At 68.6% G+C, this 13,513-nt stretch carries 10 protein-coding genes; 2 read left to right on the top strand and 8 right to left on the bottom strand.

The window, feature by feature from the left end; genetic code table 11:
* Positions 1 to 72 precede the first annotated feature (72 nt).
* Both RQP53_RS12705 and RQP53_RS12700 read left to right on the top strand, forming a co-directional pair.
* Positions 73 to 570, top strand: coding sequence for a PH domain-containing protein (locus RQP53_RS12705; protein ID WP_315650682.1), 498 nt, complete (start codon positions 73 to 75; stop codon positions 568 to 570).
* A complete protein-coding gene (locus RQP53_RS12700; protein WP_315650681.1) occupies positions 563 to 2,161 on the top strand; it encodes a PH domain-containing protein in 1,599 nt (532 codons plus the stop codon). The genes RQP53_RS12705 and RQP53_RS12700 overlap by 8 nt, the downstream gene beginning before the upstream one ends.
* A gap of 10 nt (positions 2,162 to 2,171) precedes the next feature.
* On the opposite strand, the gene RQP53_RS12695 is transcribed toward RQP53_RS12700, so the two are convergent.
* The 8 genes from RQP53_RS12695 to RQP53_RS12660 form a co-directional block, all read right to left on the bottom strand.
* On the bottom strand, positions 2,172 to 3,920 hold the full coding sequence (locus tag RQP53_RS12695; RefSeq protein ID WP_315650680.1) for an alkaline phosphatase family protein: 1,749 nt from the start codon (positions 3,918 to 3,920) through the stop codon (positions 2,172 to 2,174).
* 433 nt (positions 3,921 to 4,353) lie between these two features.
* Positions 4,354 to 5,595: a glycolate oxidase subunit GlcF gene (gene glcF / locus RQP53_RS12690; protein ID WP_315650679.1), complete on the bottom strand. Its 1,242-nt coding sequence runs from the start codon at positions 5,593 to 5,595 to the stop codon at positions 4,354 to 4,356.
* A gap of 6 nt (positions 5,596 to 5,601) precedes the next feature.
* Positions 5,602 to 6,687, bottom strand: coding sequence for a glycolate oxidase subunit GlcE (gene glcE, locus RQP53_RS12685; protein WP_315650678.1), 1,086 nt, complete (start codon positions 6,685 to 6,687; stop codon positions 5,602 to 5,604).
* Positions 6,687 to 8,153, bottom strand: coding sequence for an FAD-linked oxidase C-terminal domain-containing protein (locus RQP53_RS12680; protein ID WP_315650677.1), 1,467 nt, complete (start codon positions 8,151 to 8,153; stop codon positions 6,687 to 6,689). The genes glcE and RQP53_RS12680 overlap by 1 nt, the downstream gene beginning before the upstream one ends.
* A gap of 30 nt (positions 8,154 to 8,183) precedes the next feature.
* Positions 8,184 to 9,842, bottom strand: a complete 1,659-nt coding sequence (locus RQP53_RS12675) for an L-lactate permease (RefSeq protein WP_315650676.1) — start codon at positions 9,840 to 9,842, stop codon at positions 8,184 to 8,186.
* 160 nt (positions 9,843 to 10,002) lie between these two features.
* On the bottom strand, positions 10,003 to 10,884 hold the full coding sequence (locus RQP53_RS12670) for a LysR substrate-binding domain-containing protein (protein ID WP_315650675.1): 882 nt from the start codon (positions 10,882 to 10,884) through the stop codon (positions 10,003 to 10,005).
* Between the two features lie 18 nt (positions 10,885 to 10,902).
* Positions 10,903 to 11,403 carry a MarR family winged helix-turn-helix transcriptional regulator gene (locus tag RQP53_RS12665; protein WP_315650674.1) on the bottom strand — a complete coding sequence of 167 codons (501 nt, stop codon included), beginning with the start codon at positions 11,401 to 11,403 and terminating at the stop codon, positions 10,903 to 10,905.
* A 137-nt stretch (positions 11,404 to 11,540) separates the two neighbouring features.
* Entirely contained in the window at positions 11,541 to 13,448 is a 1,908-nt protein-coding gene (locus tag RQP53_RS12660) for a glycoside hydrolase family 9 protein (RefSeq protein ID WP_315650673.1), read from the bottom strand.
* Between the last annotated feature and the right edge of the window lie 65 nt (positions 13,449 to 13,513).

Genomic DNA, 13,513 nt, shown 5'->3' with positions numbered 1-13,513 from the left:
TGCCGGGCACAATCAGCGTCCAGGCCCATGGGGCGGCCTAAGCGAGCCCGACAGGGCGGAGGACGGGAAGACATGGCTGAATCCGAAGCGCAGGGGCGCATCCTGCCCAAGCTGCTGGCGTTGCGCTGGCTGTGGTTGTTGCGCGGCCTGCTGATCTCGGTGGTGGTCGCTGCCGCACTGTTTTATCTGCCCTGGGCCTTGCTCGGCGAGGGCGAACTCGCGCCGGCCCATGCGCAGTTGCTGATGTGGGCGGCCCTGTTGCCGCCGCTGCCTTTGCTCTATCACGGCGCCCGGCGTTTCGCTTTGTTCGAAGCCTGTCTGTTCGTTGGTGAGGGGCTGCGCCTGCGCCACGGCGTCTGGTGGCGCCAGGAGGTCTGGATCCCGATCGCGCGACTGCAGCATCTCGACGTTCATCAAGGACCACTGGAACGTGCCTGGGGCATGGCCAGTCTGGTCTTGCATACGGCGGGGCAGCATGATCACAAGGCCGTGGTTCATGGCCTGCCGGTGGCCGAGGCCCATGCCCTGCGCGCAGCGCTGATGCCCAGCGTGCGAGGCCAGCATGAGTGAGCAGGGGTTGTCGCCGCTGCAGGAGGCCGAGGCGCAGCGCCTGCACCCGCTGTCGGCGTTGTTCGTCGCTGGCGGTATGTTGCGCAAGGTGGCGCTGCCTGTCCTCGGAGGGCTAGTGCTCGGCCGTGGCCATCAGGGCTGGGAGTTGTGGGCCACGGTGCCCCTGTGCCTGATTGCAATGTGGTCGGTGCTGCGCACCAGCCGCTATCGCTATCAGCTCAAAGACGGCGAGTTGCTGGTCCAGGAGGGCGTGCTGGGTCGCGAGTGGCGGCATATCCCGCTGGCGCGCATCCATACCAGCAACCAGCGTCGGCAGCTGCTGCACCGGCTCCTGGGGGTGACCGAGCTCAGCCTGGAATCGGCCGCTGGCGGCAAGCCGGAGGCGGTGATGCGCGTGCTCAGCCTGCGTGCCGCGGTGGCGCTGGAGGCGCGGCTGCGCCACGCACCCGCACCTGACGCGGTGGCGCCGGCGGCCACCGAAACCCTTGCCAGCATCGGCACCGAGACCGCTGTTGCGCCGGCAGTCGGCCACAGCAGCAGTGCGCCGCGTACCTGGTTGCAGCTAGGCATGGGTGAGATCGTCCGCCTGGGGCTGGCGTCGAACCGCGGCATGGTCATCGTCGGCGTGCTATTCGGTGCGGTGATGCAGAAGGATCAGCTGCGCGAACCTTTTCTGCGCGCGATGCGGGTGCCGCTGGTCTGGCTGAAGCAGACCAGTGCCGGCCTGCTGGCCCAGGGGCACTGGGGCTGGTGGCTGCTTGAAGCCGGGGTCTTGTTGCTGGTCGGCTTGCTGGTGCTGAACCTGCTGTCCATCGTGCTGGCGCTGTTCAAATACCACGGCTTTCATCTCGAGCAACAGGGCGAGAAGCTGGTTCAGCGGCGTGGCTTGAGCACGCGCGTCAGCGCCAGCGCCAGGCTGCCGCGGCTGCAGCGCTGGGAAATGCAGCAGAACCTGCGCCACCGCCTGATGGGACGCTGCCGCCTGGCCGTGACCGTGGCGGGCGATGGCGATCAACATGAGCATGGCCTGGCGCCGGGCGGGCGCTTCGAGGAGCTGGCCCCGATTGCCACGCCCGCAGAGGCGCAGCAGATGCTGCAGCGTTGTCTGCCCGCGCTGGACTGGGCCGCCTTGCAGTGGCGGCCGCTCGGCACGAAAACGCTGTGGCGACAACTCTGGGGGCAAGGGCGCTGGCTCGCGCTGATTCTGGGGGCAGGCGTCATGATCAATGTCGCCCTGCACTGGGCGCTGCCGGCTATCGGCTTGGCGGGTGTGGCGCTGCTGGCAGTGCTGGCACTGTTTGCCTACGCCCGGGCCTGGACCGCATTTGCCGCTGTGGCCGAACAGGGCGAATTGCTGCTCTACCGCCACGGCGTCTTGAATCGGCAGTGGGTGCTGATCGCCGGTCCGCGGCTGCAGCATGTGGCCTTGTACAGCTCGGCGCTGGATCGCAGCCTGGGCTTGACCCATCTGCGCGCCGATACGCTGGGCGGTTCGCGCCAGCATCGCGCCCTGGACATTCCCTGCCTGGACTTGGCTGCCGCCCAGTGGCTGCGCGAGCGCCTCTGGCGTCAGATTTTGCGGCCTTACTGAAGGTGAATGCCTAGCGGCTTAGAGGCAAGGGCAGGGGCAGCGGCAGGGGCAGGGGCAGGGGCAGCGGCTTGCCCTGCGACTGCGCCGGTGCGCGCAGGCCGAGCACGCGCGACAAGGTGGGCGCCACGTCGGCAATCTCGACCGGCGTCTTGACTTCGCCGGCACCGACCCAGGCCGGGCCCCAGCTCAGCAGCGGTACATGGGTGTCGTAGCGGTAGGGCGTGCCGTGCGAGCTGCCCACCGGCCGGCTGCCGAACAGGCGGCCTTCCTTCATGATCACCTGCACCGGCGCGGCGCGTTCGGCATGCCAGGACTTGCGCATCTGCTGCAGCAGCGCGGGTGCGGGCGTGTTGGCCGCCAGCTCGTCGGGCGTGTAGACGGCGGCCACCTCGGGGTGTTGCAGCATCACCAGCTTGGCGGCGGCGTAGACCTGTTCGCGCTTGAGGCCGCGGCTGCTGATCAGGGCTTCGTCGAACAGCAGGCCCATGGCCGAAAGTTCGGTCACCCAGCGCCCGTCGCCAAACTGTTTGCCGAGGCCGGCATTGGCGAACTTGACCAGATCGCTGCCCGGGATGCGCTTGGCATCGCGGCCCTGGCTGGCGGCCCATTCCGGCGTGTCGGCAAAGCCATGGTCGGCGGTCAGCATCAGCAGGTAGTTGTTCTTGCCGACCTTGGCGTCCAGGTCGCGGAAGAAGGCCTGCAGATGGCGGTCCAGCCGCAGCAGGTGGTCTTGCGACAGCCGCGATTCCGGCCCGAAGGCATGGTTGACGTAGTCGTGGCTGGACAGGCTGACCGAGAGGATGTCCGGCCTGTCATCGGCGCCCAGCGCCTCGCCCTCGATGGCGGCGCGGGCAAAGGCCAGCGTCAGCTCATCACCGAAGGGGCTGGCCAGGATATTGCCGTAGAAGGCCGGGCCTGGCTTGTCGAGCGGGGCGCCAAGCACGGCGGGCAGGGTGTTGCCATTGCCGCCGCTGCTCTGCCAGGTTTGGCCGTCGGGCACCGAGCGGGCATAGGCACAGTTGGACGCGATCGCCTGCGGGCAATTCCAGCCCGGCAGCAACGGCGCCCAGGCCTTGTGGAAGAAGGCGTCAGCAGGGCGCGCGGCGTTGAAGGCCTGCACCCATTGCGGGTGGGCCGGCATGTAATAGGTGCTGGACGCGAACTGGCCGGTCTCGCTCATGTACATATAGGCCGTGCCCTTGTGGCCGGCGGGCAGGATGGCGCCGCGGTCCTTGCCCGAGATGCCAATCATCTTGGACGCCGGCTCGTTGCCGCGCAGCACATCGCCGACGGTCTCGGCCAGCAGCATCCGCGGGCTGGTGCCGGCCAGCGCGGCGGTCTTGTGGCCGATGTATTGGTAGTCGGCATCCATGGTGTTGTAGACCGGCTTGCGTGTCTGCGGGTCCACCCATTCATTGCTGATGATGCCGCTGCGTTGCGGGTAGGCGCCGCTCAGCATCACTGCGTGGCCGGCCGCGGTGACGGTGTGCGCATGGCCGTAATGGGCTTCGGAGAACCAGGTGCCGCGGTCAAGAAAGCGGCGGAAACCATCGGGCTCGAACAGGTCGCGGTTGTCCAGGACTTGGCGCATTGGCAGGCCGTCGATGACAACGAAGACGATCAGCTTGGGCTTGGCCGGGCTGCTGCCGGGGCCAGGCAGGGGCGTGCTGGGTGCGGTGGGCGCGGCGGCGCAGGCGCACAGCAGGGAGAGCGCGCTCAGTGAGAGCAGCGCGGGCAGGGCACGGCGGGTCAGTTTCATGGAGCGTGATCCGAACGACGACATGCGTTCCAGTATCGCCGAGCAAATCGCGTCACCCAGAAAAGCAAAGGCCGAACCCTGCTTGCGCATGATCCGGCCTTGCAGCCTCGCATATCAGCCCTCAGCGACATGCCGGCTCCGGGTCTGGGCGCCCCACCCCACGGTGTTGCACGCTCCAGCCTCTTCGGTGCGAGTTGCCACCAGGGCCCCTCCTCCTGTTATGCCGCTATTTTGTAAAGAATTTCTAATCGCCCTCTGCTGGTTTGCCCTTGTATTGTGCGAATGGCGCACAGCTGCTGTCCCGTCGGTTACACCTAGCAGTCCGGTTTAGAACCAATCTGGGCTACTGCGGGTGTTTTTGAGATGGGTGAGTGCCGTATGTCGCAAAGTGGGCGATATTCGCCCTTGACGGACTCTGGTCGCACCTGAGGTGTCAGCCCGACAGCGCTTCGTCCAGCACCTCGATCCAGTGCCGCACCGGCAGCGTGCTGCCCGATTGCAGCTGCTGGATGCAGCCGATATTGGCCGAGACGATGGCCTCGGCCTGCAGCGGCGCCAGCGCGGCCAGCTTGCGCTCGCGCAGCTGCTTGGACAGCGCCGCCTGCAGCACCGAATAGGTGCCGGCCGAGCCGCAGCAGAGGTGGCTGTCGCTGGGCGCGAGATGGATCTCGAAGCCCAGTTCGCGCAGGCCTGACTCGACACCGCCGCGCAGCTGCTGGCCATGCTGCAGCGTGCAGGGCGGGTGGTAGGCCAGGCGGGGCTTGGCAGCACCGCGCCGCGCGAGCTGCTGCTTCAGCGCGGGCAGCATCGCGGGCAGCAGCTCGCTCAGGTCGCGGGTCAGCGCGCTGATGTTGGCAGCGCGCTCGGCATAGGCCGGGTCGCGGGCCAGCGCGCGGCCATAGTCCTTGACGGTGACGCCGCAGCCCGAGGCATTCATCACGATGGCTTCAATGCTGCCGCCCTGAATCAGCGGCCACCAGGCATCGACATTGCGGCGCATATCGTCCAGGCCGCCCTGGTGATCGCTCAGATGGCTGCGGATCGCGCCGCAGCAGCCGGCATCGTCGGCCACCACGGTCTGGATGCCGGCGGCATCAAGCACGCGGGCCGTGGCGCTGTTGATATTGGGCATCATCGCCGGCTGCACGCAGCCCAGCAGCATCAGCACCTGGCGCGGATGCGGCCGGGTCGGCCAGTCATGCGCACGGGCGGGCGCGGCGGCGGGGATCTTGTCGCGCAGCGCCGCCGGCACCAGGGGCCGCAGCAGCTGGCCGACACGCAGCGCGGGCTTGAAGGCGGGCGAGGTCAGGCCTTCTTTCAGCAGCCAGCGCACGGCACGTTCCTGGCGCGGGCGCTCGACCTTGGCATCGACGACCTCCCGGCCGATGTCCAGCAGCTGGCCGTATTCAACGCCGGACGGGCAGGTGCTCTCGCAATTGCGGCAGCTCAGGCAGCGGTCCAGATGCAGCTGGGTCTTGCGCGTGGGCTCGGCGCCTTCCATCACCTGCTTGATCAGGTAGATGCGGCCGCGCGGGCCGTCGAGCTCGTCGCCGAGCAGCTGGTAGGTCGGGCAGGTGGCGGTGCAAAAGCCGCAGTGCACACAACGGCGCAGGATGGCCTCGGCCTGTTCGCCGGCGGGTGTGCCTTGGAATTCGGGGGCGAGTTGGGTTTGCATCGCGAATCAGAGCTCGGGATAGAGGCGGCCGGGGTTGAAGATGCCCAGCGGGTCAAAGGACTTCTTCAGTTCGCGGTGGATGCGCAGCAGCGGGGCAGGCAGCGGCGCGAACACGCCAACGGACTTGTCCAGCGAGCGGAACAGCGTCGCATGACCGCCCAGGGCCGTGACCATCTCGCGCAGCTGCGCGGCCGGCAGCGGTGTGGTGACCCAGCGCTGTGCGCCGCCCCATTCGATCATCTGCTCGCCATGCAGCCGGAGCACCGGCGCCGTTTGCGGCACCGAGACGCGCCAGAGCTTGGCCCCGCCGGCCACGGCACGCGCTGCGCCCTGGAAGAACTCGTCGCTGTGGTCGCGCAGGCCTTGCCAGAAGGGCTGCGCCAGCGCGGCAGGAATCTCCTCGCCGCCGAGCCGGGCGCGGGCGGCCTGCACGGCGGCCTCGGCGCCTACCAGGCGCAGCAGCAATGCGCCGTCCCAGCAGGCGCTGGCCTGGATGGGCAAGGGCTGCGCGCCCCAGCGGTTCAGCTGCGCCAGCGCCTCGGCCTCGGCCATCTCGAAGCGCAGCGTCAGCACGGCGCGTGGCAGCGGCAGCACCTTCAAGGACACCTCGACGATCAGCCCCAGCACGCCCAGGCTGCCGGCCAGCAGCCGCGACACATCGTAGCCGGCGACGTTCTTCATCACCGTGCCGCCAAAGCTGAGCAGCTCGCCGCGGCCATTGAGCAGCGTGGCCCCGAGCAGGTGATCGCGCACCGAGCCGACGGCCGCACGCGCCGGGCCGGACAGCCCCGCGGCGACCATGCCGCCCACCGTGCCGGCGCCGCCAAAGCGCGGCGGCTCGAAGGGCAGGCACTGGCCCTGGGTGGCCAGCAAGGCCTCCAGGTCCACCAGCGGTGTGCCGGCGCCGACGCTGACGACCAGCTCGCTGGGCTCATAGCTGCGCACGCCGTTCAGGCCGGCCGTGCTGAGCGGCTCACCCCGCGGAGTCTGGCCATAAAAGGCCTTGCTGCCCTGGCCCTGGATGTCCAGCGCCGTGCCGGCAGCGGCGGCGGCGCGGATGCGCTCCTGCAATGCGGTGAGGGTGGCGCTCATCAAAAGCGCTCCAGTTCGGGGAAGGCCAGCAGGCCGCGCTTGACATGCATGCGGCCGTACTCGGCACAGCGGTGCAGCGTCGGGATGACTTTGCCGGGATTGAGCAGCTGCAAGGGGTCGAAGGCGCGCTTGAGCGCAAACATCTGCTCACGCTCCTCGGGCGAGAACTGCACACACATCGAATTCAGCTTCTCGATGCCGACGCCATGCTCGCCGGTCACCGTGCCGCCCAGCTCGACGCTGAGTTCCAGGATCTCGGCGCCGAAGCGTTCGCAGCGCTCCAGCTGGTCCGGGTCATTGGCGTCGAACAGGATCAGCGGATGCAGATTGCCGTCGCCGGCATGGAAGACGTTGGCGCAGCGCAGGCCGTACTTCTTCTCCATTTGCTGGATGGCAAGCAGCAGCGTGGCCAGCTGCTTGCGCGGGATGGTTGAGTCCATGCACATGTAGTCGGGGCTGATGCGGCCCGAGGCTGGAAAGGCGTTCTTGCGCCCACTCCAGAACTTGAGCCGCTGCGCCTCGTTCTCGCTGACGGCCAGGCGTGTCGCGCCATGGGCGGCCAGCACCGCCTGCATGCGGCCAATCTCTTCCTCCACCTCTTCCGGCGTGCCGTCGCTCTCGCAGAGCAGGATGGCCTCAGCGTCGAGGTCGTAGCCGGCGTGGACGAAGTCTTCCACCGCCGCCGTCATCGGCTTGTCCATCATCTCCAGGCCGGCCGGGATGATGCCGGCGGCGACGATGCCGGCCACCGCGTCGCCGGCCTGGCGCAGGTCGTCGAAGCTGGCCATGATGCAGCGCGCCAGCTGTGGCTTGGGCGTCAGCTTGACGGTGACCTCGGTGATCACCGCCAGCATGCCCTCGCTGCCCACCAGCACGGCCAGCAGATCCAGCCCGGCGGCGTCAAGCGCCTCGCTGCCGAATTCGACCGCCTCGCCCTGCGCGGTGAAGCCGCGCACGCGCAGCACGTTGTGCAGCGTCAGCCCGTACTTCAGGCAATGCACGCCGCCGGAGTTCTCGGCCACATTGCCGCCAATGGTGCAGGCGATCTGGCTGCTGGGGTCGGGGGCGTAATAAAGCCCGAAAGGAGCGGCCGCCTCGGAGATGGCCAGATTGCGCACACCGCACTGCACCCGGGCCGTGCGTGCCGTCACGTCGACGGCCAGGATGCGATTGAACTTGGCCAGCGCCAGGGTCAGGCCTTGCCGGTGCGGCAAGGCGCCGCCTGAGAGCCCGGTGCCGGCGCCGCGGGCCACCACCGGCACCTGCAGCTGATGGCAGGCGCGCAGCACGGCAGCCAGCTGCGCCTCGTCCTCCGGCAGCGCCACGGCCAGCGGCCGTTCGCGGTAGGCGGTCAGGCCATCGCACTCGTAGGGCGTGGTGTCCTCGGGCGTCCACAGCAAGGCATGGGCGGGCAGCAGCGGCTGCAGCGCAGCCACCAGCTCGGCTTGGGTCGTCAGGTGAGGCATGGGGGCTGACTGTAGCGCTGCTGCAGGTGCTCAGTGCACCATCCAGGTGAACGGCGGCACATAGGCTTGCAGCGTGACGAACAGGCCAACCAGGCAGGCCAGTGCGATCGAATGGAAGAAGACGTAGCGCAGGATGTCGCCTTCGCGATCGAACCAGCGCGTTGCCGTCGAGGCCACCACGATCGATTGTGCGTCGATCATCTTGCCCATCACGCCGCCCGAGCTGTTGGCCGCGCCCATCAGATTGGGGTTCAGGCCCAGTTGCTCGGCCGCGACCTTCTGCATGCCGCCGAAGAGCACGTTGGAAGCGGTGTCCGAGCCGGTCAGCGCCACGCCCATCCAGCCCATCAAGGTGCCGAAGAAGGGGTAGAACACGCCGGTGCTGGCGAAGGCCAGGCCCAGCGTCGTGTCCAGGCCGGAGAAGCGCGTCAGCGTGCCCAGCGCCAGCATCAGCACGATGGTCAGCAGCGAGTAGCGCACCAGCCAGAGCGTGCGCACAAAGCAGCGCAGCAGCGCCGGCAGGCCGTAGCCCATGGCCAGGCCACCGATCACCGCGGCCAGCAGGATGCCGCTGCCGGTGGCCGAGAGCAGATTGAAAACGTACTCGGCCGATTCGCTGGTTGGCACCGGGACCGCCGGCGCCACCTTCTGCACCAGCTTGTGCAGGCCCTCGATCGCGAACTTCGGCGCAAAGACGCCGTTGAGCGCGGCCTTGGTTGCCGGCAGGCCCCAGACGAAGACGAAGCCGGTCAGGATGACCCAGGGCGTCCAGGCCTTGATGACGGCGCCACGGCTGTGCTGCACCGGCGCCTCGGCCGGCTTGGCCTCGCCGCCATCGTGCTCATGGCCCTTCAGCGAGACCGAGGTCCAGATGCGCCGCGGCTGCCAGATGCGCAGAAAGCCGACCAGGGCGAGCATCGCGCTCATTGCCGCGATCACGTCGACCAGCTCCGGGCCGATGAAGTTGGACACCAGGTATTGCGGGATCGCGAAGGACAGGCCGGTCACCAGAATGGCCGGCCAGATCTCCCACATCGCCTTGCGGCCGGCAAAGGCCCAGATCAGCCAGAAGGGCACCAGCAGCGAGAAGAAGGGCAGCTGCCGGCCAATCATGCCGGACAGCGCCATCAGGTCATAGCCATGCACCTTGGCCATCGTGATCACCGGCGTGCCGAGGGCGCCATAGGCCACCGGCGCGGTGTTCGCGATCAGCGACAGGCCCGAGGCCGCCAGCGGCGAAAAGCCCAGGCCGATCAGGATGGCCGCCGTCACCGCCACCGGCGTGCCGAAGCCGGCCGCGCCCTCGAAGAAGGCGCCGAAGGCAAAGGCGATCAACAGCAGTTGCAGACGGCGGTCTTCGGTGATGCCGGCAATCGAATCCTGCAGCACCTTGAAGCTGCCGTTCTGCTCGGTCAGCTGGTGCAGAAAGATGATGTTCAGCACGATCCAGCCAATCGGGAGCAGGCCGGTCAGCCCGCCCAGCAGCGCGGCGCGCCCGGCCATATCGGCCGGCATGCCAAACGCGAAGATCGCGATCAGCAGCGCGCTGGCCAGGCCGGCCGCCGCCGCCAGGTGCGCCTTCAGATGGAAGACGCCGAGGCCCAGCAGCATCACCACCACCGGCACGGCGGCGGTGAGCGTACTCAGCAGCATATTGTTGAAAGGGTTGTAGACCTGTTGCCAGACCATGAGCGTCTCCAGTGTTGATGTGTTCTGGAGGCCGATGGTGTGGGCAGCCTCGATGGGCTGGCGTGAATCTTGGCCGCGGCCGGCTTGAGCAAATTTCAACGCGCTGGGCGGACACAGGGAAGTCCCCAGTGCCGGTTGCCAGCCTGGTGTCAGTCGGCCGTCAGGCCAGTGCGCGGGTCAACCAATCGGCAAAGGCCGCGCATTCCCAGCGTTCCATTGCGCCCGGCTTCCAGCACAGGAAATGATGGAAGGGCGATGGCACGGTGTGCGGCGACAGGCGCAGCAGCCGGCCGCTGTCCAGCCACATCGTGCCCAGCTTCATGCGCATCAGCGCGACGCCGAAGCCGGCCGCTGCGGCGTCGAGCGCCAGGCCGACGTCGTTGAACTGCGCGCCGGCGCGCGGCTCGTCCAGCTCGATGCCATGGGCCTGGAACCAGGTGCTCCAGGGATCGAGCGGGCTGCGTATCAGCCTTGCGCGGCCGATGTCGGCGGCGCTGTCAAAGCCCTCGAAAGGGCCGAATTCATGCAGGTACTCGGGGCTGCAGACGGGCGTCAGCGCATCGCTGAGGATGCGTCGCTGCTCCAGGCCGGCGTAGGGGCCGGTGCCGTAGCGGATCTCCAGATCCGCGTCCTCGGCCTTCACATCCATCAGCGGGATGGAGACCTGCATGATCAGCTCGATCTCCGGATATGCATGGCGGAACAGTGCCAGCCGCGGCAGCAGGATCTGGCGTGAAAAGGTCGGCGTGACGGCCAGCCGCAGCCGCGTGCCCTGGCTTTTGCCGCTGGCGTGGCCCGGCACCTGCTGCAGCGATTTCAGGCCCTGGCGCACCGGCGGCAGATAGGCCTTGCCATCCTCGCTGAGGCCGAAGTCGCGGCTGAACAGCTTCAGACCGAGCTGGGTTTCCAGCTGCTTGATGCGGTGGCTGACCGCACTTGGGGTGACGCTCAATTCCTCGGCCGCCAGGCTGACGCTGCGCAGCCGCGCCACCGCCTCGAAGGCGAGCAGGCACTGGATCGGCGGAATGCGTGGCGGGCTCATCGTGGCGCCATTGTCGGCTCAGCGGGGCCGGGTGCCACCGGCATGGCGGCGTGCCGGCGTGCTCGCCGCGGCGGTGTCAGGGGCCAAGGCCTGGACCTGCTGTTGCAGCTTGTGCAGCGCCCGGTCCAGGGCGCTGAGCTCCACGTCGCTGAGCCCGGCCACCAGCTCGCGGTTGTAGGCGGCGGCGCGGGCCAGCGCCTTTTCGTACATCTGCCGGCCGGACGCGCTGGGCAGCGCCAGCCAACCACGGGGGGCGGCCTGGCGTTCGATCAGCCCGCGCTGGCGCAGCGTGTGCAGCGCGCGCGAGACGCGCGGGCGGTCCAGCCAGCAGAGCTCGGCCAGGCGTGAGGGCGAGAGGCCGGGTTGTTCGGCCACCAGGGCCAGCAGATGCCATTCACGCCGGGTGATGCCCAGCTCGCCTTCGAAGATGCGCACCAGCGGCAGGCTGCTGGTGCGGGTGATGATGTTGAGCCGGTAAAGCAGCAACTCGTCGAGCCGCTGCGGTGTGTCCAGTCCCATGGGGGGTGCGGGCCTTGATTGTTTTCAACAACTGGGGCCGCCGATGTTAGGCTGGCTCGGCTCTTCCACGGAGGGGGATATCCAGGGGAAAGCCAGGGCGCGGCCCGCGCATCGAGGCGCCGGGCCGCGCCAGGTGTTCAGGGTCTGGCCAGCGTGACCGCAGCCAGCAGCAGCCAGCTGCTGTGCGGGATCCACTGCTCGACCCAGCGCCATTGGGCGTCATCAGGGCCGGGCGCGAAGGCGATGCCTTCGCCGGTCTCGCTGTCGACGGCGCCGGTGATGCCGTTGGACACGCCGCCCACATACATATCGCCGGCACTTTGCTGCACGGTGGGCGGATTCCTGCTGCCGAAGCCATACAGCATGCTGATGCCATAGGGGTTGCGGCCCAGCGTCCAGTCCAGCTGATGCTGGGCAAAGCGGGCCAGCTCGGGGGCCACGTCAAAGGCCGCGCCGGGCTGGGGCGCGAGGCGGCGCCCGGCCTCGACGGCGGCCACGCTCAGCGAGGCCAGCCGCGCGCTTTCGCCCTGCCACCAGTAGCCGGTCTCGTTCTGATGCGGGATGAAGAAGCCGTCGCGCACCGGCCCTTGCAGCGCGCCGTCCTTGAAGAGCCGGAACTGCTGGCGGGCATAGTCAAAGGGATTGGCGACCTTGCTGTTGAGCTGCAGCTGATGCGCCAGCGCGCCGGCCAGCGTGCGGCGCGCGCGCTCGGCGAGCGCGGCCTCGGGCTCGATATCGAGGTAATGCGCCAGGCTGATCAGCGGCAGCCCGGCCTCCACCGCGTGGTAGTAGGGGCGCTGGCCGGCGGCGTCGCTGCTGAAGCCGCCCTCGCTCGTTTGGCGTGCCATCAGCTGCGTCGCGCGCTGGCGCGCTGCGGCCAGATAGCGCGGCTGCTGGGTCGCGCGGTACAACTCGACGGCCGCCATCAGCGCGGTGTAGTCGTCGATGATGTTTTCCTGGCCATCGGCGCAGTACTGCGTGTTGGCGCTTTGCAGGTGCGTGAAGGCGCGCTCGGCATCGGCCAGATAGGCAGCACCGCTGAAGGCCCCCTGCTGGCCGCTGTGGCCGGCCAGTTGCGCGGCGCGGGCCAGGGCGGCAATCGCCATGCCGGCACCGGCCCGGTAGGCCGAGCGGTACTGGGCGGTGTAGCGGCCGTCCTCGCCCTCGTAGCCGACGACCATGCGCTCGGCTTTTTCGTCGCCCCATTTGTCGAACACCGTGGTGTAGAAATAGCCCTCGGCATCGAGCACGCGATGCAGATAGTCGGCGCCCCAGAAAGCTTCCTCGCGGGCCTGGCGCAACAGGCCGGCGCGCTGGTACAGCGCCGCGGCACTGTCGGCGGTATAGGCCAGCACCCAGGCGGCCAGCGAGGCCTGCTGCGGATTGAAGTGATTGGCGTAGCCGAGATGGGACAGGTATTTGCCGGTGTCGCCGCCGGCGTCGCGCCAGCCGCCCCAGACGTCGACGAAGCGCGGTGTGTCGAAGACGCGGATGTGGTGGTCCCTGGGGTCCAGGTGCCGGCTCTTGCGGAAGTACGCCAGCAACTGCTTGGCCGTGATGCGGAACAGGGCCTGGTCCTGCACCCGCACCGGCGCCGAGCGGACGCGCTGACCGCCAATCTCGACCTCGACGCGGTAGCTGCCCGGGCGTTGCTGCTCGGAAAAATCGATGGCGAAATAGCGCCGACCGCTGCCCCAGGCCTCGAAGGGTGGCAGCGCCTGCAGCGCACCGCTGGCCACCAGCTGGCCGTCGCGGTGGATGCGATAGCGGCCCAGGCCGCCATCCGCATCGCCGCGGTACTCGACCAGCGCCGTCTTCGGCCCCAGCCGATCCAGCGCCACCTGGTTCAGATGCAGTTGCAGCGGCGCCGACGGCAGGCTGACCGACACGGTGGTGAGCGCTGCAGCGGCCGGCTCACCAGCCTGAGCGGCGAGGGGGCTGAGGGCGCTGACGGTGGCCAGGGCCAGCAAGGCCGCGGCCGCGCGGGCGCTGGCGGGCCGGCGCAAGCTGCCGGGCAGGGTGAACAAACGGGAGGGAAGGGGCATGTATGGACTCGGTCAGCGGCTGGCGGGATCCCCGACAATAGCCAAGCCGATCAGTTCGTGTCAAT

The organism is Roseateles aquae (assembly GCF_032337115.1).
GTDB lineage: Bacteria > Pseudomonadota > Gammaproteobacteria > Burkholderiales > Burkholderiaceae_C > Roseateles_C > Roseateles_C aquae.
Note: the sequence above shows the minus strand (reverse complement) of the source record. Positions and strands in the feature narration are given on the sequence as shown.

What these genes read in the sequence shown, in the direction of transcription:
- RQP53_RS12705 (WP_315650682.1), top strand. Translation starts at nt 73, where the DNA reads ATGGCTGAATCCGAAGCGCAGGGGCGCATCCTGCCCAAGCTGCTGGCG.
- RQP53_RS12700 (WP_315650681.1), top strand. Translation starts at nt 563, where the DNA reads ATGAGTGAGCAGGGGTTGTCGCCGCTGCAGGAGGCCGAGGCGCAGCGC.
- RQP53_RS12695 (WP_315650680.1), bottom strand. Translation starts at nt 3,920, where the DNA reads ATGAAACTGACCCGCCGTGCCCTGCCCGCGCTGCTCTCACTGAGCGCG.
- glcF (WP_315650679.1), bottom strand. Translation starts at nt 5,595, where the DNA reads ATGCAAACCCAACTCGCCCCCGAATTCCAAGGCACACCCGCCGGCGAA.
- glcE (WP_315650678.1), bottom strand. Translation starts at nt 6,687, where the DNA reads ATGAGCGCCACCCTCACCGCATTGCAGGAGCGCATCCGCGCCGCCGCC.
- RQP53_RS12680 (WP_315650677.1), bottom strand. Translation starts at nt 8,153, where the DNA reads ATGCCTCACCTGACGACCCAAGCCGAGCTGGTGGCTGCGCTGCAGCCG.
- RQP53_RS12675 (WP_315650676.1), bottom strand. Translation starts at nt 9,842, where the DNA reads ATGGTCTGGCAACAGGTCTACAACCCTTTCAACAATATGCTGCTGAGT.
- RQP53_RS12670 (WP_315650675.1), bottom strand. Translation starts at nt 10,884, where the DNA reads ATGAGCCCGCCACGCATTCCGCCGATCCAGTGCCTGCTCGCCTTCGAG.
- RQP53_RS12665 (WP_315650674.1), bottom strand. Translation starts at nt 11,403, where the DNA reads ATGGGACTGGACACACCGCAGCGGCTCGACGAGTTGCTGCTTTACCGG.
- RQP53_RS12660 (WP_315650673.1), bottom strand. Translation starts at nt 13,448, where the DNA reads ATGCCCCTTCCCTCCCGTTTGTTCACCCTGCCCGGCAGCTTGCGCCGG.